This window comes from Azospirillum sp. NS33, from assembly GCF_059703765.1.
The window spans coordinates 22878-46491 of the sequence record NZ_BAAKJB010000033.1 but is presented as its reverse complement, the minus strand read 5'-3'; the positions used below and the strand labels follow the sequence as shown (position 1 = coordinate 46491).

Below are 23614 nucleotides of genomic sequence, written 5' to 3'. Positions count from 1 at the left end.
CGGTCACTCGGCCGCCATGGCGGCGGGGCCGCGGGCGAAGTCCTCGGGGAAATGCTTGACCGCGCTGCGCACGGGGATCGGCGTCATGCCGCCCATGGCGCACAGCGAGCCGTCGGTCATGACCTCGCAGAGGTCGCCGAGGATGGCCAGGTTGCGCTCGACGTTGTCGCCGGCGATGATCTTGTCGAGGGTCTCCATGCCGCGCTGCGAGCCGATGCGGCAGGGCGTGCACTTGCCGCAGCTCTCGGCGACGCAGAACTCCATGGCGAAGCGGGCCTGCCTGGCCATGTCGACGGTGTCGTCGAAGACGACGATGCCGCCATGACCGACCATCGCCTCGACCGCCGCGAACGCCTCGTAGTCCTTGGGCAGGTCGAACTGGTGCTCGGGCAGGTAGGCGCCCAGCGGGCCGCCGGCCTGCACGGCGCGGATCGGCCGGCCGCTGATGGTGCCGCCGCCGAACTCCTCCAGCAGGGTGCGCAGCGACACGCCGAAGGCCTTCTCGACGATGCCGCCGCGCCTGATGTTGCCGGCCAGCTGGAAGGCCAGGGTGCCGCGCGAGCGGCCGACGCCGAAGTCGCGGTAGTAGGCGCCGCCCTTGGCCAGGATCACCGGCACCGAGCACAGCGACAGCACGTTGTTGACCACCGTCGGCTTGCCGAACAGCCCCTCCAGCGCCGGCAGCGGCGGCTTGGCGCGGACCAGGCCGCGCTTGCCCTCCAGGCTTTCCAGCATGGAGGTCTCCTCGCCGCAGATGTAGGCGCCGGCGCCGACCCGGGTCTCCAGGTGGAAGGTGCGGTCGCTGCCGTGGATGGCCTCGCCCAGCCAGCCCTGTTCGTAGGCGCGCTTGATCGCCTCGTTCATGGTGGCGACGGCGTGCGGGTATTCGGAGCGGATGTAGATCATGCCGTGGGTGGCCTCGACGGCCAGCGCGGCGATGGTCATGCCCTCGATCAGGATGAACGGGTCGCCTTCCATGATCATACGGTCGGCGAAGGTGCCGCTGTCGCCCTCGTCGGCGTTGCAGCAGACGTATTTCTGGTCGGCCTTGGCGCCCAGCACGGTGTTCCACTTGATGCCCGTGGGGAAACCGGCGCCGCCGCGGCCGCGCAGGCCGGAGTCGGTGACCTCCTTGACGATGTCGGCCGGGGCCATGGCCAGGGCCTTCTCCAGCCCCTCGAAGCCGCCATGGGCGCGGTAGTCCTCGACCGACACCGGGTCGATGACGCCGCAGCGCGCGAAGGTCAGGCGCTCCTGCTCCTTGAAGTAGGGGATCTCCTCGGTCAGGCCGTGGCCCAGCGGGTGGGCGCCGCCGCTCAGGAAACCGGCGTCGAACAGGGCGGGCACGTCGGCGGCGGCGACCGGGCCGTAGGCGATGCGGCCCTCGGGGCGCACCACCTCGACCAGCGGCTCCAGCCACAGCATGCCGCGCGAGCCGTTGCGGACGATGCGCAGGTCCTGGCCCCGGCGGTGCGCCTCGGCGGCGATGGCGGCGGCGACCTCCTCGGCCCCGACCGACAGGGCGGCGGCGTCGCGCGGGACGTAGACGGTGAGGGGGGCGGGCACGGTGCCGGCGCTCATGGCGTACACTCCTGGGCGGCAAGGGCGCCGGTCAGCGCGTCGAAGCGGCCGGCGTCGACCCGGCCGTAGAGGCGGTCGTCGATCATCAGGGCCGGCGAGAGGGCGCAGTTGCCGAGGCAGAACACCGGCTCCAGGGTGAAGGTGTCGTCGGCGGTGGTGCCGTGGAAGTCGACCTGGAGTGTCGACTTGATGTGGTCGATCAGGCCGTCGCAGCCCATGGACTGGCAGGCCTCGGCGCGGCACACCTTGATGACGTGGCGGCCCGGCCGGGTGCGGCGGAACTCGTGGTAGAAGGAGATGACGCCGTGCACGTCGGCGCGCGACAGGTTCAGCGCGTCGGCCAGCAGCGGCACAGCGTCCTCGTCGACGCAGCCGAACTCCTCCTGCAGGGCGTGCAGGATCGGCATCAGCGCGCCGCGCAGGCTCTTGTGCTCATCGACGATGGCGCGGGCGCGTCCCGCGTCCCAGGGTGCTCGACCAGTCACGTTCCCTCCCCCGGCCGCCGTACGGGGCGGCCGTTGTCCTTAAAGCGATGCCCGGTGTGTGCCGGGCAGTCATGGGCGATGACGGTCAGCGTGATGGATCGTTGGCCAGACGGCAAATTTCATTTTCGGATGGCGTGATAGGGAATCCCTATCGGGTCTGGTTCCAGGCCGCCATGGTCTCGGCCAGGGTGGCGCCCAGGCGCTGCGCCACCGTCTTCTCCGCCGCCACATTGGCCAGGGCCTTGGCCAGCGGCGCCGGCGGGTCTCGGTCGGCGAAGACCAGGCCGACGGCGTAGGTGAGGTCGGGCTCGCACAGCGGCACCGCCACCAGGGCGCGGTGCACCGGCATCTGGGTGAGGAGCTGGCTCGGCACCACGCTCGACCCGACGCCGGTCAGCGCCAGGGTGTAGAGGGTGCTGATGGAGTTGGTCTCGACCATCGGCTCGACGCTGGTGTCGGCCATCCGGAAGGCGGCGTCGGCGATGCGGCGGTTCTGCATGTCCGGGGTCAGCAGGCACAGGCGGCGCTGCGCCGCCTCGCCCCAGGTGATGGCGGCGGTGCCGGCGGCCACGTCCTCGCGCCGGGTCAGCAGCAGGTAGCGCTCGGAATAGAGTGGCACCGTGCGCACGTGCTTGAGCGGCTCGTTGTCGAGGTAGGTGACGGCGGCGTCGAGATCGAAGGCGTCGAGGTCGCGCTGGATGTCGCGCGAGCTGGTCGAGCGGATCGACGCGCGGATCGCCGGATAGCGTTCGGCGAAGCTGGCGAGGAGGTGGGGCACCGCGGGAAGGGCCGTGGGGATCGCGGCGATTCGCAGGTTTCCGGACACGCCCTCGGCCATGGCCTGCAATTCCTGGTGCAGGCCGTCGCGCTCGGCGAGGATGCGCCGGGCGTAGTCCAGAACCTTGCGGCCCTCGGGCGTGAAGCCGGCGAACTTCTGGCCGCGCTCGACGATCGGGACCTGCAAGTACTCCTCGAGCTGGCGGATCGCGTTGGACAGGGTGGGCTGGGAGACATGGCACGACTCCGCGGCCCGCCCGAAATGCCCCTCGCGTTCCAGCGCCAGCAGGTAAACGAACTTGCGGAACAACGGGTTGCCTCGCACCGGTGGTGACGACGGTCGGCCAGGATACGGAAATCCTGCAGGTTTGTGCAGGAAAACGACGGGCGCGTCACCGGCCTCCCCGAGACAGTGGACGGAGCCGACCCGCGGTGTCATAGTGCCGCCGCATTTTCCCGGGGCCCCGTGACGGGGCCGGAACCCCCCGAGTACGGCCGACGATGAGCGAAAAGATCTCCCTCATTTCCCGGATGGCCAACATCCACATCAATTTCGTAACCTGGCGCCGGGGAGTGCTGGTCGGCACCGACCGCTTCGGCAACAAGTACTATCGCGGCAAGAAGGCCGGCCCGACCGGGCGCGAGCGCCGTTGGGTCATCTACGAGGGCGAGCCGGAGGCCTCCAAGGTTCCGCCGGAATGGCACGCCTGGCTCCACCACACGGTGAAGGAGCCGCTGCCCGAGCGCGACAGCGCCTACCACAAGCCATGGCAGCAGGAGCACGAGCCGAACGCGTCGGGCTCGCTGCACGCCTACCGCCCGCCCGGTCACGTGCTGGAAGGCGGCGAGCGCAGCCCGGCCAGCGGCGACTACGAGCCCTGGACTCCGGCCTGAGGCCGGGCCCGCACAGGAGCGTACGATGCGCCGCAATGTGATCGAAACCGTGCTGGGCGGCGTCGTGCTGGTCGTCGCCGCCTTCTTCCTGGTGTTCGCCTACACCAGCGCCGACCTGCGCCGGGTCGACGGCTACGACGTGTCGGCCCACTTTTCCAGCATCACCGGCCTGCAGAGCGGGGCCGACGTGCGGATCAGCGGCGTCAAGGTCGGCACGGTGACCGGGCTGACCCTGGACCCCACCACCTATCAGGCGGTGGTCCACATGTCGGTCGACCCGGACATCGCGCTGCCCGCCGACACCGCCGCGGTGGTGGCCAGCGAGAGCCTGCTGGGCGGCAAGTTCATGTCGCTCGAGCCGGGTGGCGAAGAGGACAGGATCGCGCCCGGCGGGCGAATCCAGTACACCCAGAGCACGCCGGGCCTGGAACAGCTGCTGGGCCAGGTGATCTTCAGCCTGCAAAGCGGCGGCGGCAACAACCGGGACGGGGGCGGCGGGGCGCCTCCCATGTGAGCGCCTGCCATGGGAGCGTCTTCCGGGAGCGCCGATGACCGACCGCCGATGACCGACCGCCGGCAGACCTGGGACGCCGACGGCTACCGCCGTCACGCCGGCTTCGTCGCCGAACTCGGCCTGCCGGTGGTGGAGATGCTGGCGCCCCGGCCCGGCGAGCGGGTGCTGGACCTGGGGTGCGGCGACGGCCGCCTGACGGAACGCCTCGCCGGCCTCGGCTGCCACGTGGTGGGGGTCGACGCCGCCCCCGGGTTCGTGGCGGCGACCCGCGCCCGCGGCCTCGACGCCCGCCTGGCCGACGGCCAGGCCCTGGACTTCGACTCCGAGTTCGATGCGGTGTTCTCCAACGCCGCGCTGCACTGGATGCCGGACGCCGACGCCGTCCTCGCCGGCGTCCGCCGCGCCCTGAAGCCCGGCGGGCGGTTCGTCGCCGAGTTCGGCGGGGCCGGCAACGTGGCCGCCATCGTCGCCGGCCTGGAGGCGGCGCTGGCCCGGCGCGGTGTCGACGCCGCCGCCCTCAACCCCTGGTTCTTTCCCACCCCCGAGGACTACCGGGCGCGCCTGGCGTCGGCCGGCTTCGTGGTGACGGCGCTGGAGCATTTCGACCGGCCCACGCCGCTCCCCACGGACATGGCGGGTTGGCTCGCCACCTTCGCCCAGCCGTTCCTCGCCGCCGTGCCGGACGGCGAGCGCGGCGCCGTGAGGGACGAGGCGATGGCGGCGATGGCGCCGGCCCTGCGCGGCGCGGACGGGGGCTGGACCGCCGATTACGTCCGCCTGCGTGTCGCGGCCGTCACGCCCGGCTGACTCTCCTCGGCGGGGCGTCGCGGCCGCTCTCCGGCCCGTCCTCGTCCTCGGCCTTGAACAGGAAGTCGATGTCGTCGCCGGCCAGGGCGCCGGCCAGGCCGGCGCCCTCCACCATGGCCGCCGACAGGTTGCCCTTGCGCCGCTGCAGCTCGAGGATGCGCTCCTCCACCGTGCCCGCGGCGATCAGCTTGTAGACGAAGACCGGCTTGTCCTGGCCGATGCGGTAGGCGCGGTCGGTGGCCTGGTCCTCGGCCGCCGGGTTCCACCAGGGGTCGTAGTGGATCACCGTGTCCGCGGCCGTGAGGTTGAGGCCGCGCCCGCCGGCCTTGAGGCTGATCAGGAACACCGGCACCTCGCCGGCCTGGAAACGGGCCACGGGGGTGGCGCGATCGGCGGTCTGGCCGGTCAGCTCCACATAGGCGATCCCGGCCGCCTGGAGTTCGCCCTTGATGCGGTCGAGCATCGCGGTGAACTGGGAGAACACCAGGATGCGCCGGCCCTCCGGCACCATCTCCGCCAGCATGGCCGTCAGGCTTTCCAGCTTGGCGCTTTCCTGGACGCTGCGCGCCGCCGGGATCTTCACCAGCCGGGGATCGCAGCACACCTGGCGCAGCTTGAGCAGCGCGTCGATCACCGTGATGGCGCTGCGCGACAGGCCGCTGGCGGTGATGGCGGCCCGCACCTTCTCATGCACCGACAGGCGGATGGTCTCGTAGAGGTCGCGCTGCGCCCGGTCGAGCTCGATGCGCAGCACGATCTCGGTCTTCGGTGGCAGCTCCTTGGCCACCTCGGCCTTGGTCCGGCGCAGCAGGAACGGGCGGATGCGGCGCAGCAGCAGCTTGGCCCGGGTGCCGTCGCCACGCTTCTCGATGGGGGTGCGGAAGCGCTTCTGGAAGCCCTTGCGGTCCCCCAGCAGGCCGGGCATCAGAAAGGCGAACTGGCTCCACAGCTCGCCCAGGTTGTTCTCCACCGGGGTACCGGACAGGCACAGGCGGTGGCGGGCGCGCAGGGTGCTGACCGCACGGGTCGCCTTGGAGTCCGGATTCTTGATGGCCTGCGCCTCGTCGAGGACGACGAGATGCCAGGCGCGGCCCTGCATCACCTCGGTGTCGCGGGCCACCACGCCGTAGGTGGTGACGACGATGTGGGCGTCGTCGATCTCGCCGCGGCGTTCGTGGCGCTCCAGCCCGTGCAGCACCAGCACCCGCAGGTGCGGCGTGAAGCGGCGCGCCTCGTCGACCCAGTTGGGGACCAGGCTGGTCGGCACGACGATGAGGCAGGGGTCGGTGAGCCGGCCCTCGGCGTGCTCCAGCGCCACGTGGGCCAGGGTCTGGGCCGTCTTGCCCAGCCCCATGTCGTCGGCGAGGATGCCGGCCACGTTGCCGGCGCGCAGGCTTTGCAGCCAGGCCAGCCCGTCCCGCTGGTAGTCCCGCAGGGTGCCCTGGAAATCCGCGGGCACCGCCACCGGCGGCAGCGCCCCGGTGTCGTGGATGCGGCGGAGATAGGCGTCGATCTGGGGCGATTCGTCGGGCCGGCGGGCGATCAGGTCATCGATGTCGACCAGGGCGTCGGCTTCGGCGAGCGGCATGCGCAGGCCGCCGTCGGTGCGCCGTCCCGCCGCCAGCATCGCCTCCAGCACGCTCAGCAGCCGCTCGACCCGGTCCGCGGGCAGGGCCAGCACCGTCCCGTCGTCGAGCACGATGTGGGCCCGGCCATCGACGACGCGCGCCGCGTCCATGCCGCCGCGGTCCACCAGCAGCGCCAGGATCGGCAGCAGCGGCCGCCGCTCGCCGTCGACCTCGACCCCGACGTCGAGATCGAACCAGCCATCGCCGGCGTCGCGCACGGCGACGGCGACGGTGTCGCCGGCGTCGACCACCCGGGCCCCGAAGCCCTCGTCCGCCTCGACGCTCCAGCCGTCGGCGCGCAGGGCGGCGACGTGGACCGCCAGGAAGTCGCGCCAGCGCTCCGCCGCGTCCCGTCCGGTCATCCAGTGAACCCGCGTGCCGCGGGCGTTGAGGGCGCCGCGCGGCGGGTCGATCCGTCCCTGGGTGAAGCCCAGGGCGGCCAGCCGCGCCAGGGCGGCGCGCTCCGCCGCCATGTCGCGGCGCACGAACAGGACCTCGCCCTCGGCCTCGACACGGGCGAACTGGCGCTGGTCGTCGCCTTCCACCATGGCCGGCGCGCCGTCGGCGCCATAGTCGAAGGTCAGGCGCAGGGCGTCGATCAGCCCGTCGCTCGGCGAGACCACCCGGCCCAGGCGCACCATCATGGCGGGGGTGCGCTCGACGATGGTCGGCTCGCCGCCGGACGCCGGACGAGGCGCCGGCCGCGGCGCCGGCCGCGGCGCCGCCTTCGGCGGGTCGGCGCGCCGTGGCGGCTCCGCCGGCTTGGCCCGCGGGGGCTCCACCACCTGGAGGTCGACGGGGCAGAGCTGCCCCGCCTTGGGATCGACGCACCAGGTGGCGAAGCCGCGGATCAGGGCGCCGCCCTCGGGCAGGCCGGTGGCGCGCAGCTTGCGCGAGCCGGGGTCGCGGAAGGCCCGCAGCGTGCGCACCGGCCCCTCGGTGAGGGACACCCCGGTGCGCCAGCGCAGCCGCCCGGTCTCCAGCAGGCGGCGCAGGATGCGGTCGACCACCTCGCCCCGGGACTTGGCGACGGGGGTGCGCACCACGCCGCCGCTGCCCAGCAGCCGTGCCACGGCGCGGTCGGCGTCGCCGGCGGCGTCGCGCCCGGCGCGGGCGATGACGTCGCGCGGCGCCGCGGGCAGGGGCGGAGACTCCTCCTCGCCCTCGGCGAGCAGCCCGGCCGAAACGAACATGGCGATGTCGTCGCGCCCCGCCTCCAGGGTCCAGCGGGCCCGGTAGACCGGGGCGGGGCGGGGCGCCGGCGGCGGGGGCAGGCCGCCCGCCGCGGGGCGGGCCTGCGGAGCCGGCGGGGTGGCGGCGGCGGGCGCCGTGCGGACGGGTGCCGTGCGGGCGGGCGGGCCGTCCGGGACCGCCTCGCGACCGGGCGGGGCCATCAGGTCCAGCAGCGACGGCTCGCGCCACGCCGGCCGGGTGTCGAGCGCCTGCAGGGCGGCGGCGGCCATGTGGGCGCAGGCCGAGCGGCCACAGCCGCAGGCCCGCTCGAACCCGACCCGCCGGCCGCGGGCGACCGGGGTCAGGGTGACGGTCAGGGTGCGGCCGAGGTCCTCCACCGCCGCGACGATGCGACCCTCGGCGTCGCCGAGCCGCACCGCCCCGGCGAGGATCAGGGTGCGGCCGCGCTGGATGGCGCGGGCGTCGAACACGCGGGTCAGGTCGTCGTGGGTGAAGGTGACGCGGCCGGGCGCGGCGGGCTCCGGCTCCGCAGGGGATGAAGACAACTTGTGATTGGACCAGGACGGCATGCGGAACCCTGCCCCGTCAGGGGGCGGCTGGGTGCGGGGCGACGGGGGGCCGCTGTAGCGCACTCCGCCCCGTCGCGTCAAACGTTCTTGCTACGTTCACGGTTTCATGGTTAGGATGATCGGGCCGCTCGGACGGCACCACGGGGTGTGAGATGGCGACCCTCATCATCACTGAAAAGAGCAGCCAGGCCAAGGACGTGCGTGCGGCGCTGGGAAACCGCCATGGCGCCGTGCTGCCGGCGGAAGGGCATCTGCTGCGCCTGGCCGAGCCGGAGGAGGTCGACCCCGCCTGGAAGCGGTGGATGCCGGTCCTGCTGAAGCCGGACGGTCTCTATCCCACGCGTCCCGACGGCCATGGCGGCAAGACGGCCAAGCTGAAGGCCATCGCCGCCGCGCTGAAGGGCTGCGAGGAGGTGATCCTGGCCACCGACTGCGACCGCGAAGGCCAGCTCATCGGCCAGGAGATCCTGGAGCATCTCGGGTTCCGCGGCCGCGTGCGGCGCGCCCTGTTCACCGCCCAGGATGCCAAGACGATTCGGGACTCCTTCGCCCGGCTGAAGCCGAACGAGGAGATGCGGCCGCTCTACGAGGCGGCGGTGGCGCGCCAGCAGGCCGACCAGATATTCAATCTCACGTTGACGCGGACGGCGACCAAGACGCTGTTGGCGCCGGGTGCCCGCGGCGTGATCGGCATCGGCCGGGTGAAGACGCCAACGCTGGCGGTGGTCTGCCTGCGCGAGCTGGAAATCCGCGATTTCGTCCCGGAGGATTATTTCGAGGTGTTGGCGACCGCCACCGTCGCCGCCGGGGCCTTCCCGATGCGCCACGCCCCACCGCCCAAGGACCGCATCAAGGACCGCGCCCGTGCCGAGGCGGTGGCCGCCGCCGCCGCCGCCCACGCCGGCCCGCTGGCGGTCCGCGTGGAGGAGCGCCGCCAGGCGCCGCCCCGGCTGTTCGATCTGCCTGCGCTTCAGAAGACCTGCGGCCAGCGCTGGGGATGGACCGCCGAGCGCACCCTGGCGGTGGCGCAGGAGCTCTACGACGGCGCCGGCAAGAAGCTCATCACCTATCCCCGCGCCGAGGCCCGCCACCTCGCCGAGTCGCAGATCGCCGACGTGCCGGCCATCGTCGGCGCCCTGACCCGGCTGCGCGGCTTCGCCCATCTGGACATCGCCCGGCCGGTGATCCGCCGCGGCAAGTCCGGCCACTTCTGCGACCGCGCCCTGGCCGGCGTGTCGCACCACGCGGTGGTTCCCAACGTCAACGTGCTGGACGATCTGGAGCCGCGCCTGGCCCGCCTGTCGGAGGACGAGAAGCGGCTGTTCGCGCTGGTCTGCCGCTCTTACCTCGCCGCCGTGATGCCGGATTTCGAGTACCGCCAGACCACCGCGACGCTGGAGGTCCCGGTTCCCGGCGGCGCCCCGGCGCTCTTCCGGGCGAGCGGCCGCATCCCGCTGCGCCTGGGCTGGAAGGCGGTCTACACGGCGGCCGAGCAGCAGGACGGCCCGCCGGCCCCCGACGACGAGCAGGAGCTGCCGGCGCTCAGCGACGGGGAGGCGGCGGCGCTGAGCGATCCCCGGGTCGAGGCCAAGCGCACCCAGCCGCCGCCGCGTTACAACGAGGGCACCCTGATCGACGCCATGCAGAACGCCTGGCGCTTCGTCGAGGACCCGGCGCTGCGCGAGCGCCTGAAGGAGGCCAAGGGCATCGGCACCCCGGCGACCCGGGGCGAGGTCATCAAGGGGCTGAAGCGGCAGAGCCTGCTGGACTCCGAGGGCAAGTGGCTGATGCCGACGGCGGCCGGGCTGGCGCTGTTCGAGAGATTGCGCGCGGCGGCCCCGGCGCTGGTGGATCCCGGCACCACGGCGGTGTGGGAGATGCGCCTGGACGAGGTGGTGACCGGCCGCGCCGACTACCGTGCGGTGATCGACGCCATCGCCGCCGAGGCCGAGCGGCTGATCGGCACGCTGCAGGGCGGGGCGGGGCGCGCCATCGACCTGGGCGCGCCGGCGGTCCCGGGGCGCGGCCGGCGCCGCGGCCCCGGGACCGGCGTCGCGAGGGGCGCCGCCAAAGGAGCGGCCAAAGGCGCGACCAAGGGGGCCGCAAGGGGCACCGCCAAGGCCGCCGCCCGGAGCGGCGGCAAGGGCGGGCGGGGTGGCGGGGTGGCGGCGGCCGGTCCGCCGCGCCGCGCCGGACCGACCGACAAGATGCTGGCCTTCGCACGCACCCTGGCCGAGCGGTCGGGGGTGGCGCTGCCGGCGGACGCCGCGGCCGACTTCGAGGCCTGCCGCCGCTTTCTCGACGCCCACGCGAATGGCCGGCGCCCGCCGGCCTGACCTCCGGGGCCGGCGCCCGCCGGCCTGACCCCCGCGCCGGCGCCCGCCGGCCTGACCCCGGGCCGCCCACGGAGGGGCGCTTTCCCGCGGCGCGCGGCGCCCTAGGTTTCTGGCGACACACCGCAACCGGAGTTCCCGGATGATCGATCTCCACTACTGGCCGACACCCAACGGCCACAAGGTCACCATGTTCCTGGAGGAGGCGGGTCTCGACTACCGCATCCAGCCCGTCGACATCTCCGCCGGCGAGCAGTTCAAGCCGGCGTTCCTGGCGCTGTCGCCCAACAACCGCATGCCGGCCATCGTCGACCACGCCCCGGCCGACGGCGGCGAGCCGGTGTCGGTGTTCGAATCCGGCGCCATCCTGGTCTACCTCGCCGAGAAGACCGGGCGCTTCCTGCCCGGCGCGCTGCGGGCCCGCAAGACGGTGCTGGAGTGGCTGTTCTGGCAGGTCGGCGGCCTCGGGCCCATGGCCGGGCAGAACCACCACTTCGTCCAGTACGCGCCCGAGCGCATCCCCTATGCCATGGAGCGCTACGTCAAGGAGACCAACCGGCTCTACGGCGTGCTCGACGGCCGCTTGAAGGGCCGCGCCTTCATCGCCGGCGACGACTACTCCATCGCCGACATGGCCTGCTATCCCTGGATCGTCCCCTGGGAGCGCCAGCAGCAGGACCTGGAGTCGTTCCCCGACCTGAAGCGCTGGTTCGAGGCGGTGCGGGCCCGCCCGGGGACCGAGCGGGCCTACGCGGCGGGCGAGCCGTGGCGCAGCCGCACCACGGTCACCGAGGAGAGCAAGAAGATCCTGTTCGGCCAGACCGCCCAGGGCCCGGCGCGCTAGGGGGGTGGGCCCCCGCGCGGGGGCCCCACCCGTCAGGCCGAGATGATCGCGCCGCGGAACTGCACCACCCGCCCCGCCATGGCGTGACCCTGGGCCGCCGCGGCGTCCGGGTCCAGCCCGGCGAGGCGCCCGGCGAGGTAGGCGCCGTTGAAGGAATCGCCGGCCGCGGTGGTGTCCACCACCGTCGCGACCGGCGGCGGCGCCACCCAGGCCCGCGCGCCGGACGCCGAGACCAGCGCCGCCTCCGGCCCGCGCTTCACCACCACCTCCGCCACCCCCAGGGCGTGCAGGCGCTCGGCCGTCGCCGTGGCGTCGTCGTCGCCGAACAGCGCCCGCTCGTCGTCCAGGGTGGGCAGGGCGATGGTGGTCCGGCGCAGGGCGTCGGTCAGGGCCTGCTGGGCCTCGTCGCGTGACGCCCACAGGCGGGGCCGGTAATTGCCGTCGAAGGCGACCACCCCGCCGTTGCCGCGCACCCGGTCGAGCAGGTCCATCAGCCGCTGCCGTGCCGTGGCGTCGAGAATGGCCAGGGTGATGCCGGACAGATAGACCAGGTCGTAGCGTTCCAGCGGCGCCAGGCGCTGCAGCGCCGCCGGTCCGTCCAGCATGCGCCGCGCGGCGGCGGCGTTGCGCCAGTAGTGGAAGGTGCGTTCCCCCCGTTCGTCCAGCACGATGACATAGAGGCCGGGCGTCTCGCCGGGCAGCCGGGCGACCAGGGCGGTGTCGAGGCCCTGCTCGGCGAACCACCGGGCCATGTGGTCGCTGAAGGGATCGTCGCCCAGGGCGGTGACGTAGCCGACGCGGCCCGTCCCGACGGGCAGGGCGCGGTGCAGGTAGACGGCGGCGTTCAGCGTGTCGCCGCCGAAGGCCTGGCTGTAGAGCCCGCTGCCGGGCCCCGTCTCCTGCAGCTCCACCATGCATTCGCCGATGGCGGCGATTCGCTTCATGGCCTCGGCCTCAATGGGAATGGCGCGGCGGGCCCCGCCGCTCCAGCACCTGGAGGAACGCGGTCGCCGGCTCCAGGCAGGCCCCGGTGGAAAGCTGTCCGGTCATGCTGCGGTAGATCTCCTGCCATGGCGTGGAATGGGTGAGGGCGGGCAGAGTGAGGGCGTCGCGGCGCCGTTGCAACTCCGCATCCTCGACCAGTGCGTCGACGCGGTTGCGCGTCAGGTCGAGGCGCACCGTGTCGCCGGTGCGCAGCAACGCCAGCCCGCCGCCAACCACCGATTCCGGGGAGGCGTTGAGGATCGACGGGCTGGCCGACGTGCCGCTCTGGCGGCCGTCGCCCATGGTCGGCAGCTCGGTCACGCCGGCGCGGATCAGCGCGTCGGGAGGCTGCATGTTCACGACCTCGCCGGATCCCGGAAAGCCGATGACGCCGCAGCCGCGGATGACCAGGATGCAGTCGGCGTCGACGGCGAGGTCCGGGTCGTTGATCCGCGCCCGGTAGTCCTCGGGGCCGTCGAACACCACCGCGCGCAGCTCCGCCACCTCCTCCTGGCCGGGGCGGGCGAGGTAGCGGGCGCGGAACGCGTCGGAGATCACCGACACCTTCATCACCGCGGCGTCGAACAGGTTGCCGGACAGCACGACGAAGCCCGCCTTCTCGCGCAGCGGCCGGTCGAACGGCCGGACCACCCGGCGGTCGGGTTCGGGCCGGCCCGCCAGGATGTCGGCCACGGCGGCCCCCGACACGGAGCGGCAGGCGCCGTCGAGGCGCCCGGCCCCGAGCAGTTCGGCCATCACCGCGGGCACGCCGCCGGCGCGGTGGAACGCCTCCCCCAGATAGGCGCCGGCGGGCTGGCAGTCGACCAGCAGCGGCAGGTCGGCACCGACCCGTTGCCAGTCGTCCAGCGTCAGGTCGACGCCCATGTGCCGGGCGATGGCGATGAGGTGGGGCGGGCAGTTGCTGGAGGCGCCGATGGCCGAGGCGACGGCGATGGCGTTCTCGAACGCCGGCCGGGTCAGGATGGCCGAGGGGCGCAGGTCCTCGTGGACCATGGCGACGGCGCGCCGGCCGGTGGCGTAGGCCATCTGCGCCCGCTCGCGGTACGGTGCGGGGATCGCCGCGCAGCCCGGCAGGGACATGCCCAGCGCCTCGGCCAGGCAGTTCATGGACAGCGCGGTGCCCATGGTGTTGCAGTGGCCCACCGACGGCGCGGACTCCGCGGCGATGTCCATGAACTCGGCGTAGTCGATCTCGCCGGCGGCGTGGCGCCGCCGGCCGTCCCAGATCGCCGCCCCGGCGCCGACCAGCCGGCCCTTGTGGTGGCCGTCCAGCATCGGCCCGCCCGACAGCACGATGGCCGGGATGTCGACCGTGGCCGCGGCCATCAGGCAGGCCGGCGTGGTCTTGTCGCAGCCGGTGGTCAGCACCACGCCGTCCAGCGGGTAGCCGTAGAGCGTCTCCACCAGCCCGAGATAGGCGAGGTTGCGGTCGAGCGCCGCGGTCGGGCGCCGCCCCGTCTCCTGGATCGGGTGGACCGGGAACTCCAGCGGGATGCCGCCGGCGTCGCGGATGCCGTCCTTGACCCGCTGCGCCAGGTCCAGGTGATGGCGGTTGCAGGGGGTGAGGTCGCTGCCGGTCTGGGCGATGCCGATGATCGGCCGGCCCGACTGCAGTTCGCCCCGGGTCAAGCCGAAGTTCAGATAGCGCTCCAGATAGAGCGCCGTCATGTCGGGGTCGTGGGTGTCGTCGAACCACTGCTGGCTGCGCAGGCGCCGCGTCGTGCCGTTCGTTGCCATTGTCCCATCGCCGTTGCGTGTGTCGTCCCTCGCGGGGCTTCGCAAGAGATATTGGTGCGGATCGCCGCGGTGTCCCGTCACGCCCCGCCAAAGGGGGTGTGACGGCGCGTCAGATGCCGAACAGGAACAGCACCGCCACGCCGCCGGCGAAGGCGGCGACGCCGGCCACGGGATGGCGGGCGCCGCCGATGGTGGCGTAGCTGACCAGCGTCGTGCCGGCCAGCACCTTGGCCCCCGCCGCCAGCGCCGCGACCGGTGCCGTGCCCAGCAGCAGCAGCGACGGGTTGGCGACCATGGCGAGCGGCACGATGTAGAGGCCGATGCCGATGCGCATGGCCTGGACGGCCACCGACAGCCACGGCGCTCCGGCGATGCCCGCGGCGACGAAGACGGTGCCGCACACCGGCGGGGTGATGGTGCACAGCAGCGCGTACCAGAACACGAACATGTGCCCGTGCAGCTCCGGCAGGCCCAGCTCCACCAGCGCCGGCCCGGCCACCGCGATGCAGATCAGGTAGGCGGCGGTGGTCGGCAGCTCCATCCCCAGCACCATGCAGGCCGCCGCGGTCAGCAGCAGCGCCACCCACAGCCGGTCGCCCGACAGGCTGACGATCAGCGAGGTGACCTTGACCCCCAGGCCGGTCGCGTTGAACACGCCGACGATCACCCCGGCGCAGATCAGGATGGCGGCGATGAAGGCGATCTGCCGGGCGGCGTCGACCACCGCCGTTTCGGTGCGCGCCCACCACCGCCGCGCGCTGAAGCGCAGGCGGTCGTCGAAGCCGAGGAACACCGTCGTGACCGCTGCCGCCCCCATGGCCGCGTAGGCCGGGGAGTAGTCCAGCACCATCATCATGGTGACGAGGATGACCAGGGGCAGCAGGAAGAACGGGGCGGCCACGCCAACCCGCGCCCAGCCCGGCAGCTCGTCGCGCGGGACGCCGGACAGGCGGTAGCGGATGGCGAAGAAATGGATGCCGATCCACGAGGCGGCGAAGAACAGCACCGCCGGCAGGACGGCGGCGACCGCCACCTCGGTGTAGCGGATGCGCAGCAGTTCGGCCATGATGAAGGCGCCGGCCCCCATCACCGGCGGCATGATCTGCCCGCCGGTGGAGGCCACCGCCTCGGTCGCCGCGGCGAAGGCCGGGGGATAGCCCATGCGCTTCATCGCCGGGATGGTGATGGTGCCGACCGAGGCGACGTTGGCCGAGGCCGAGCCCGAGATGGTGCCGTAGAGCGCCGAGCCGAGCACCGCCACCTTGGCCGCACCCGCCTTGAAACGCCCGGCGAGCTGGGTGGCCAGCGCCATGAATCCGGTTCCCGCCTCGCCGGCCGAGACCATGGCGCCGAGGATCAGGAAGGGCACGATCAGGTCGATGGAGGTGCCGGTCATCAACCCCCACAGGCCGCCCTCGGCGACCACGAGGTTGCCGAGGAAATAGTCCAGCGGGATGCCGCCGTGGCCCAGGGTGCCCGGCAGCAGCTCGCCGAACAGGCCGTAGGCCAGCACCACCAGCGCCACCGCCGGCAGCACCGGCTGCACGGCGCGCCGGGCCATCTCCAGCACCACCAGGATCAGCACCACCGCCAGCGCGTACTGGAACAGGCTGCCGTCGAGCGAGCCGTACTGCTCGACGATGGTCTCGCGGCTGGCGATGATGTAGAGGCAGCCGGCGACGCCGAGGGCGCAGGCCACGTAGCCCGTCGCCCGGGAGATCCGGCCCCGCGCCGCGGCGAAGACGAAGATCCAGGGCAGCGACACCATGAGGTGCAGCGGCCGGGCGATCAGGTTGGGCACCAGGCCCGAGAAGATCAGCCAGACGTGGACGCCCACGGTGGCGGCCGCGGCGCCGACCAGCAGCAGGCGTTCCAGGGAGGTGCCGTGCGGCGCGGCGGCGGCCGCGGCGGTGGTATCGGTCATGATCGGTGCTTTTTCGTCGAAGGAGCCAGCCGCGGCCGCCGGGACAGGGTTACTGGAGCGCCGCGTCGATGGCGACGCCGGCTTCCTTGTAGTAGCGCAGGGCGCCGGGGTGGATGGGGGTGCCGAGCTGGTTCACCTGCTCCGGCGCGATCGCCTTCCACCACGGGTTCTTCTCGGCCATCGCGTCGCGCTTGGACCAGAAGGTCTTGGTGATGGTGTAGGCGGTGTCGTCGGTCATGGCGGTGGTGGTGAAGCCGCCGACCGGCACGCCGACGGTCTGGACGTCGCCCTCCAGGCCCTTGTACGTGTCCTGGGCGATGGTCACCGGACCGGACGCGGAGTCCAGCTCCAGCACGGTGGCGAGCTGCTGCGGCGTCAGCGACAGCACCCGGATCGGCGTGTTGGTCGCCAGCTCGGTCACGCCGGGCGTGGGATGGGACGAGCAGGTGGTGTAGCCCACGACCTTGCGGTTGCGCACGGCGTTGTCGGCCGAGGCCAGCTCGACGTCGACGATGTTGACCTTGCCGTCCAGCCCCAGGGCCTTGAGGATGGCGGTGGTGCGTCCCTCGCAGAAGGTGCCCTTGCCGCCGCCGATGTAGTCCTGGCCCGCGAGGCCGGTGATGTCGGTGATGCCGGAATCGGCGCGCACCACGAAGTGCACCGTGACCGGCGGCATGACGAAGAGGGTGCGGATGCGGTCGTAGCCGCTCTCCCCCTCGAACGGCTTCTTGCCGGCGCGGGCGTTGGCCAGCAGGTTGGGCGGCGAGGTGAAGACGAAGTTGCCGGGGCGCTTGCCCGCCTCCTTGACGTTCTGGACGGAGCCCTGGCTCTCCTCCACCGTCGGCTGGATGGCGCCGTCGGTGGCGACCTTCAGGGCCTCGCCGATCTGCACGACCATGACGTAGTAGGACGAGGACGAGGTCGCCGATTTCAGGGTCACGCGCTCCTGCGCCGCCGCCGGGACGGCCGCCGTCAGCGACAGCGCGGCCAGCGCGGCCGCGAACAGGTGTGTCTTCATGGGGGTCTCCATCCTCCCTGGCCGGGTCGGCCGGGGTGTTTTGCTTGGTTGTCCCGGACGATAGGGGGGGCGCGGCGGCGCTGTCAATTCACAGGCGGACTGCGCTCAGGCGACGCGCCGCTCGGTCAGCAGAAGGCGTACGGCGAACCCCAGGAACAGCACCCCGCACACCCCGTCGAGCGCGCCTTGCAGGCGCCGGCTGGTCAGCACGGCGCGGGCGGCCCCGGCCCCCGAGGCGGCGACCGCCAGCAGGAACAGGCAGCCCCCCAGGCCGAGAATCAGGCCCAGCAGGAAGATCTGAAGCGCCACCGCGCCGCGTTCGGGCGCCACGAACTGGGGCACGAAGGCGAGATAGAAGAGGATCACCTTCGGGTTGAGCAGGTTGGTCAGCAGCGCGGTGACGAACACCCGGCGGGGTGACGCGGCGGCGACGGCGGGCAGGGTGGCGCGGTCGGCGCCGCGCGCCGTCACCGCGGCCCACAGCGCGCGGCCGCCGATCCACGCGAGATAGGCGCCGCCGCCCCAGCGCAGCAGGTCGAACAGCAGGGGCGAGGCGGCGACCAGCGCGGACACCCCGGCCGCCGCCAGCACCGCCTGGATCACGTTGCCGGCGGTGATGCCGGCGGTGGCGACGAAGCCGGCCGCACGCCCCTCAGTCAGGCTGCGCGACAGCACCAGCAGCAGGTCCGGCCCCGGGGCCACGATCAGCAGCGCCGCGGCGACCAGGTAGAGCTGCAGGAGATGGGGGTCGAGGGGCATGGACCGGGACTCCGGCGGGCAGGTGGACGGACGATGGGCGCAGCCTACCGTTGGCGGCATCGCCTGACCCGTGCAGCCTGCGCAGGGGTGTCCCCAGGGTCAGTCCGGCCAGCGGCGGTGCAGCCACAGCCACTGTTCCGGCCGTTCGCGGATCCACGTCTCCAGCAGGGCGTTGAGCTGGACCATGACCGTGCAGGTGTCGGCGGTGCGGTCGCCGCTGGCCGGCAGGTCGAGCGCGGGCAGGACGGTGATGCGGAAACGGGCGCCACCCAGGCGCTCGACGCGCACGGGGTGAAGGGGCAGGCCGAAGCGCAGCGCCAGTTGGGCGGCCGCCGGCGCGGTCATGGCGTCGCGGCCGAAGAAGGGGACGGGAATGCCGTCGTTCATCTTCTGGTCGATCAGCAGCCCCGCATGCCCGCCCCGGGACAGCACGCGGACGAGGCCGCGGGCGCCCTCCGCGCCCTTGCGCAGCAGGGTGTTGGCGGCGGGGCCGCGCAGCCGGACCAGCAGGCGGTCGACGATGGGGTTGTTGGGTGCGCGGTAGATCACCGCCAGTTCCAGTCCCAGGGCGTGGGACACCGCCGGCAGCACCTCCCAGTTGGCGAGGTGGCCGGACACCAGCAGGCCGGCGCGCCCGTCGTCGCGCAGGGCGACCGCGTGCTCCCCGCCCACCAGCTCGGTGCGCCCACCCGGCCCGGTGTCGGCCAGGGCGGCGAGGTGCGGGTATTCCGCCATGGTGCGGCCGAGGTTGTCCCACATGCCGCGGACGATCGCCTCGATCTCCGCCGGTCCCTTCTCCGGGAAGGCGCGGGCGAGGTTGCGGCGGGCGCGGGCGCTGCCCGGCAGGCGGGCCCCGACGGTGCGGCCGATCCAGCCGCCCAGGGCCGACGCCGCGTCGAGCGGCAGCGCGCCGAACACGGCGCAGGCGGCGTAGGCCAGGGCGGCCTCCACCGGGTGGGCGACGCGCCGCGTCAGCCAGCGCGCCAGCGCGCCGCGGGGCCGGGCCATCAGCCCCGCCCCCGCGGTGCCAGGCGGTCGAGGACGGCGTCGACGGCGTCGGGGCGGTCCCACACCACGCGCACCGGGACGACCCGCACCCGGGCGCGGGCGGTCTCCGGCAGGCGCACGGCATCCTTGGCGGTGGTGACGGCAACGGCGCCGCGGGCGGCGGCGCGCTCCAGCAGCCGGCCGATCTCGCCCGCCGCGTAGGGATGGTGGTCCGGGAAGGGCACGGCCTCGACGAGATCGGCGCCGAGGTCGCGCAGGGTGGTGAAGAACTTCTCGGGCCGCCCGATGCCGGCGAAGGCGAGGACCGGCCGGCCGGCGAGGTCCGCGGCCTCCCGGTCGGGCGCGAGGCGGGCGTGGAGGACCGGCAGCGCGCCGGCGAGCCCGGCCAGCCCCGCCCGGTCCTCGCCAACCACGACCAGGGCGTCGGCCCGGGCGAGCCCGCGGGCCACCGGCTCGCGCAGGGGGCCGGCGGGCACCAGGCGGCCGTTGCCGAAGCCGACGGAGCCGTCGGCGACCACCAGCGCCAGGTCCTTGTGGAGGTGGGGATTCTGGAAACCGTCGTCCATGACCAGCGCGGCGGCCCCCGCGGCGGCGGCGGCGCGCGCCCCGGCGACGCGGTCGCGGGCCACCCAGGTCGGCGCGTGGGCGGCCAGCAGGAGGGCCTCGTCGCCGACATCCGCGGCGCCGTGGCGGGCGGGGTCGCCCGCCAGCGGTCCCGCCTCGCGGCCGCCGTGGCCGCGGGTCAGCATGTGCGGCATCAGCCCCCGCGCCGCCAGCGCGCCGGCCACGGCGATGGCGACCGGCGTCTTGCCGGCCCCGCCGGCCACCAGGTTGCCGACGCAGAGCACCGGAACCGGCGCCGTCCAAGGGGTCGCGGCGGCGGCGCGCAGCCGCCCGGCCAGGCCGTAGAGGGCGCCGGCCGGCGCCAGCAGGCGGGCGGCGAGACCGGCCGGCCGGTACCAGAACGCCGGGGTTCTCATGGTGCCGCGGTGGCGCCGCCGAGCGGCACCAGCAGGGGGGCCAGCACCGCCAGCGCGCGGTCGACGATGCGGGCGTTCTCTGTGGTCACCCGGGTCGCCCCCGCCACCAGGGCGGCGCGGGCCGCCGGGTCGGTCAGCAGGGCGGCCACCGCGCCGGGCAGCGCGTCGGCGTCGGCGACGGCGCGGGCGCCGCCGGCGTGCTCGAGCCGGTCGGTGATCTCGGCGAAGTTCCACATGTGCGGCCCGTACAGCACGGCGCAGCCGAGCTGGGCCGGCTCGACCGGGTTCTGGCCACCGTGCGGCACGAAGGACCCCCCCATGCACACGGCCGGGGCGACGCGGTAGAGCACGCCCAGCTCGCCCAGCGTGTCGGCGACGTACACCGCGTCGCCGGGGCCGGGCAGGGCGCCGGCGGCGCGGCGGGCCACGGCGAGGCCGCGCGCCGTCACCGCCTCCGCCACGGCGCCGCCGCGGTGGGGGTGGCGCGGCGCGATCACCGTCAGCAGGCCGGGCAGGCGCGCCGCCAGCGCGGTGTGGACGGCGGCGGCGATGTCCTCCTCGCCCTGGTGGGTGCTGGCCATCAGCCACACCGGCCGGCCGGTGACGGCGCTGTTCAGCGCCGCCAGGGCGGTCGGGTCGGCGGGGGGCGGAGCAGCGGAGAATTTCAGGTTGCCGACGCAGGACACCGCCGGCGCGCCCAGCGCCCGCAACCGTCCGGCGTCGGTCTCCGTCTGCGCCAGCGTGATGCGGAACGTCGCCAACAGGCCGGCGGCGAAGCCGGGCAGGCGCTGCCAGCGGGCGAAGGAACGGGCCGACAGGCGGGCGTTGACCAGGGCCGCGGGAATGGCGCGGCGGCGGATGCCGCCCAGCAGGTTCGGCCAGATCTCGGATTCGACCCACAGCACCAGGTCGGGCCGCCAATGGTCGAGGAAGCGGTCGACGGCGCCCGGCAGGTCGACCGGGACGTACTGGTGCAGGGCCCGGGAAGGCAGGCGGTCGGCCATCAGCCGGGCCGAGGAGACGGTGCCCGTGGTCATCAGCACATGGAGGCCGGGCTGCTCGGCCAGCAGCCGCTCGATCAGCACGAGCACCGAATTGGCCTCGCCGACGCTGGCCGCGTGCACCCACACCAGGGGCCCCGCCGGGCGCGGCAGGGCCGGCCGGCCGAGGCGCTCGTCCTGGCGGGCGGGGTCCTCCTTGCCGGCGGCGCGGCGGCGGGCGAGGTACAGGCGGACCGCCGGCCCGGCGATCGACGTCAGGCCGTGGTACAGGAGGTGAAGCATATGCGGTTCAAGAGGTTCTGGATGCACGCGCCGCCAGGCATGCCCAGGGCGGCGCGGACCTTACCACGCCGTCCCCCGGAAACCGAAGCGCCGGGATGCGCGGCGGATGTGGCACGTCCGGTCCGTCGCACGGCGCGACCCGGGCGTCGCCAACCCGTCGGCCAGGGGCCGGCGCGGCGGTCGTGGACCGGGACCGAGTCGTGGACACCGACCCGCCGCGTGTCGGCCACGGCCCGCGCCGGACGGCGCGGTCCCGGGAATGCCCCTGATCCTTGAAACCCTGCGGTCTTCCGGGGTCTGGATCGGCATTCAGGTGAAGGGCCGGAGATTGGCCAGGAACTGTTCGGCCGACTTGCGCCAGGAGAAGGTCAGGGCGTATTCGCGGCAGCGCTCGCGCGGCACCGTCAACGCCGTCTCGATGGCGCGCTTGAGGTCGTCGTTGAGGCAGCCGACCGGTGTGCCGTTCAGGACGTCGACCGGACCCGGAACGGGATAGGCGGCGACCGGCACGCCCGAGGCCAGGGCCTCCAGCAGCACCAGGCCGAAGGTGTCGGTGCGCGACGGGAACACGAAGACGTCGGCGGCGGCGTAGTGCTGCGCCAGCTCCACCCCGTGCTTGGCCCCGCACCACACCACGCCCGGGTACTTGGCCTGCAGGTCGGCGCGCGCCGGGCCGTCGCCGACCACCACCTTGGTGCCGGGCAGGCCGGCGATCTTGAGGAACTCCTCCAGGTTCTTCTCCACGGCGACGCGGCCGACGTACATCAGCAGCGGCCGCGGCAGGCCGGCCAGCATGTCCGGGAGGCCCTGGTCGCCGGGGTGGAACAGCTCGGTGTCGACGCCACGGGTCCAGCGCCGGATGTTGGTGAAGCCGCGGGCCCTCAGGTCCTGCTCGATGGACGCGGTGGCCACCATCACCGCCGCCGCCGGCTTGTGGAAGCGGCGCACCACGGCGTAGCTCCACGCCAGCGGCACCGGCACGCGGTCGCGGACGTATTCGGGAAACCGGGTGTGGTAGGCGGTGGTGAAGGGAATCGCGCGCTTCAGGCAGTAGCGCCGGGCGGCGTGGCCTAGCGGCCCCTCGGTGGCGATGTGGATGCAGTCGGGCCGCAGCGCGTCGATCATCGGCGGCAGCCGGCGCCCGGCGCCGAGGGCCAGGCGGATTTCCGGGTAGGTGGGCATCGGCAGGGTGCGGAAGCGGTCGGGGCCGATCACCTCCACCACATGCCCCATCTGCTCCAGCTCGGCGCGCACGGTCGCGATGGTCCGCACGACGCCGTTCACCTGGGGGTGCCAGGCGTCGCTGACGATGAGGATGTTCACGCGGCCGCCTTGACCGAGTCCCGGCGACGCAAGACTTCCGCCCAGTTGATGATTTCCAGCTCGCCGGTTTCGTGCTCGACCAAGGCGGTGCAGGATTCGACCCAATCGCCGTCGTTGCAATAGAGTACGCCTTCCATGTCCCGCATCTCTGCGTTGTGGATGTGTCCGCAGATGATGCCGTCAACCTCGCGTCGCCGCGCCTCCTCGGCCAGAGCCTCTTCGTATTTGCCGATATACTCGACGGCGCTCTTGGCCTTGTGCTTGAGATAGGCGGATACGGACCAGTAGGTAAAGCCCAATTTGCGACGGGCCCAATTCAGGGCGGTGTTGACGTTGAGGAGGACGACGTAGGCCTGGTCGCCGATCAGCGCCAGCCATTTCGCGTATTTCACGACGGCGTCGAACTGGTCGCCGTGGATGATGAGATAGCGGCGGCCGTCGGCGCCGGTGTGGATGGCCTCCTCCATCACCTGGACGCCACCGAACTGCAGGCCCACGTACTCGCGGGCGGCCTCGTCGTGGTTGCCCGGGATGTAGACGACCTGGGTGCCCTTGCGCGCCCGGCGCAGGATCTTCTGGACCACGTCGTTGTGGGCTTGCGGCCAATACCAGCTCTTGCGCAGCCGCCAGCCGTCGACGATGTCGCCGACGAGATAGAGGAAGTCCGATTCGTTGTGCTTGAGGAAGTCGAGCAGCAGGTCGGCCTTGCAGCCCCGCGTTCCCAAGTGGACATCGGAGATCCAAATGCTGCGATATCGTTTCACGCCGGAGATCCCGTCCATAATCCGCACTCCGTCCCTGGTGCGACAAGGGATAGTCAAGTCACAGCCCCTATACATCCAAATGTGGCCCTTGACAATCCTGTCGATAAGGACGAACTAACCCCGTCGTCAATTTGACACATCGCCGTGTCGTAGTAACAGTACAGTATTTTTACTGTCATAATGCGGT

General features: G+C 73.1%; 19 protein-coding genes. 5 read left to right on the top strand and 14 right to left on the bottom strand.

Annotated features, from left to right (window positions below):
* Positions 1–3: 3 nt before the first annotated feature.
* The 3 genes from AC6H2I_RS23880 to AC6H2I_RS23870 all read right to left on the bottom strand — a co-directional run bounded on the left by AC6H2I_RS23880 (position 4) and on the right by AC6H2I_RS23870 (position 3153).
* Complete coding sequence (locus tag AC6H2I_RS23880; RefSeq protein ID WP_497503260.1) at positions 4–1581, bottom strand: formate dehydrogenase beta subunit; 1578 nt, start codon at positions 1579–1581, stop codon at positions 4–6.
* Positions 1578–2066 carry a formate dehydrogenase subunit gamma gene (locus AC6H2I_RS23875; protein ID WP_497503259.1) on the bottom strand — a complete coding sequence of 163 codons (489 nt, stop codon included), beginning with the start codon at positions 2064–2066 and terminating at the stop codon, positions 1578–1580. The genes AC6H2I_RS23880 and AC6H2I_RS23875 overlap by 4 nt, the downstream gene beginning before the upstream one ends.
* 148 nt (positions 2067–2214) lie before the next feature.
* Positions 2215–3153 (bottom strand): LysR family transcriptional regulator, encoded by a 939-nt coding sequence (locus tag AC6H2I_RS23870; protein ID WP_497503258.1) that lies wholly within the window; start codon positions 3151–3153, stop codon positions 2215–2217.
* Between the two features lie 191 nt (positions 3154–3344).
* Between AC6H2I_RS23870 and AC6H2I_RS23865 the strand changes: the two genes are divergently transcribed.
* Genes AC6H2I_RS23865 through AC6H2I_RS23855 form a run of 3 tightly spaced genes read left to right on the top strand, consistent with a single transcriptional unit; the run spans position 3345 to position 5058 of the window.
* Complete coding sequence (locus tag AC6H2I_RS23865) at positions 3345–3737, top strand: NADH:ubiquinone oxidoreductase subunit NDUFA12 (protein WP_497503257.1); 393 nt, start codon at positions 3345–3347, stop codon at positions 3735–3737.
* Positions 3738–3762: 25 nt separating this feature from the next.
* Positions 3763–4251, top strand: coding sequence for an outer membrane lipid asymmetry maintenance protein MlaD (gene mlaD / locus AC6H2I_RS23860; RefSeq protein WP_497503256.1), 489 nt, complete (start codon positions 3763–3765; stop codon positions 4249–4251).
* Positions 4252–4299: 48 nt separating this feature from the next.
* The gene (locus tag AC6H2I_RS23855) at positions 4300–5058 is read left to right on the top strand and encodes a class I SAM-dependent methyltransferase (protein WP_497503255.1); all 759 of its coding nucleotides are present in this window, start codon (positions 4300–4302) and stop codon (positions 5056–5058) included.
* Here the strand turns inward: AC6H2I_RS23855 and AC6H2I_RS23850 are convergent.
* A complete protein-coding gene (locus AC6H2I_RS23850) occupies positions 5045–8449 on the bottom strand; it encodes an SNF2-related protein (RefSeq protein WP_497503254.1) in 3405 nt (1134 codons plus the stop codon). The two genes, AC6H2I_RS23855 and AC6H2I_RS23850, sit on opposite strands and share 14 nt — an antisense overlap.
* Before the next feature lie 152 nt (positions 8450–8601).
* On the opposite strand from AC6H2I_RS23850, the gene AC6H2I_RS23845 reads away from it, so the two are divergent.
* Both AC6H2I_RS23845 and AC6H2I_RS23840 read left to right on the top strand, forming a co-directional pair.
* Complete coding sequence (locus AC6H2I_RS23845) at positions 8602–10785, top strand: DNA topoisomerase (protein ID WP_497503253.1); 2184 nt, start codon at positions 8602–8604, stop codon at positions 10783–10785.
* 139 nt (positions 10786–10924) lie between these two features.
* Positions 10925–11626, top strand: coding sequence for a glutathione binding-like protein (locus AC6H2I_RS23840; protein WP_497503252.1), 702 nt, complete (start codon positions 10925–10927; stop codon positions 11624–11626).
* A 32-nt stretch (positions 11627–11658) separates the two neighbouring features.
* On the opposite strand, the gene AC6H2I_RS23835 is transcribed toward AC6H2I_RS23840, so the two are convergent.
* The 10 genes from AC6H2I_RS23835 to AC6H2I_RS23790 form a co-directional block, all read right to left on the bottom strand.
* Positions 11659–12570, bottom strand: a complete 912-nt coding sequence (locus AC6H2I_RS23835) for a sugar kinase (protein ID WP_497503251.1) — start codon at positions 12568–12570, stop codon at positions 11659–11661.
* A 10-nt stretch (positions 12571–12580) separates the two neighbouring features.
* On the bottom strand, positions 12581–14368 hold the full coding sequence (locus AC6H2I_RS23830; protein WP_497503250.1) for an IlvD/Edd family dehydratase: 1788 nt from the start codon (positions 14366–14368) through the stop codon (positions 12581–12583).
* 109 nt (positions 14369–14477) lie between these two features.
* Positions 14478–16292 (bottom strand): TRAP transporter permease, encoded by a 1815-nt coding sequence (locus AC6H2I_RS23825; protein WP_497503249.1) that lies wholly within the window; start codon positions 16290–16292, stop codon positions 14478–14480.
* 49 nt (positions 16293–16341) lie between these two features.
* The gene (locus tag AC6H2I_RS23820) at positions 16342–17310 is read right to left on the bottom strand and encodes a TAXI family TRAP transporter solute-binding subunit (RefSeq protein ID WP_497503248.1); all 969 of its coding nucleotides are present in this window, start codon (positions 17308–17310) and stop codon (positions 16342–16344) included.
* Positions 17311–17415: 105 nt separating this feature from the next.
* Entirely contained in the window at positions 17416–18069 is a 654-nt protein-coding gene (locus AC6H2I_RS23815; RefSeq protein ID WP_497503247.1) for a LysE family translocator, read from the bottom strand.
* A gap of 99 nt (positions 18070–18168) precedes the next feature.
* Positions 18169–19077 (bottom strand): LpxL/LpxP family acyltransferase, encoded by a 909-nt coding sequence (locus AC6H2I_RS23810; protein ID WP_497503246.1) that lies wholly within the window; start codon positions 19075–19077, stop codon positions 18169–18171.
* Entirely contained in the window at positions 19077–20057 is a 981-nt protein-coding gene (gene lpxK / locus AC6H2I_RS23805; RefSeq protein WP_497503245.1) for a tetraacyldisaccharide 4'-kinase, read from the bottom strand. The genes AC6H2I_RS23810 and lpxK overlap by 1 nt, the downstream gene beginning before the upstream one ends.
* Positions 20054–21340: a 3-deoxy-D-manno-octulosonic acid transferase gene (locus AC6H2I_RS23800; protein ID WP_497503244.1), complete on the bottom strand. Its 1287-nt coding sequence runs from the start codon at positions 21338–21340 to the stop codon at positions 20054–20056. Before AC6H2I_RS23800 ends, lpxK begins: the two co-directional genes overlap by 4 nt.
* A gap of 309 nt (positions 21341–21649) precedes the next feature.
* Positions 21650–22663 (bottom strand): glycosyltransferase family 4 protein, encoded by a 1014-nt coding sequence (locus tag AC6H2I_RS23795; protein ID WP_497503243.1) that lies wholly within the window; start codon positions 22661–22663, stop codon positions 21650–21652.
* Entirely contained in the window at positions 22660–23445 is a 786-nt protein-coding gene (locus AC6H2I_RS23790; RefSeq protein WP_497503242.1) for a UDP-2,3-diacylglucosamine diphosphatase, read from the bottom strand. The genes AC6H2I_RS23795 and AC6H2I_RS23790 overlap by 4 nt, the downstream gene beginning before the upstream one ends.
* Positions 23446–23614: the final 169 nt, after the last annotated feature.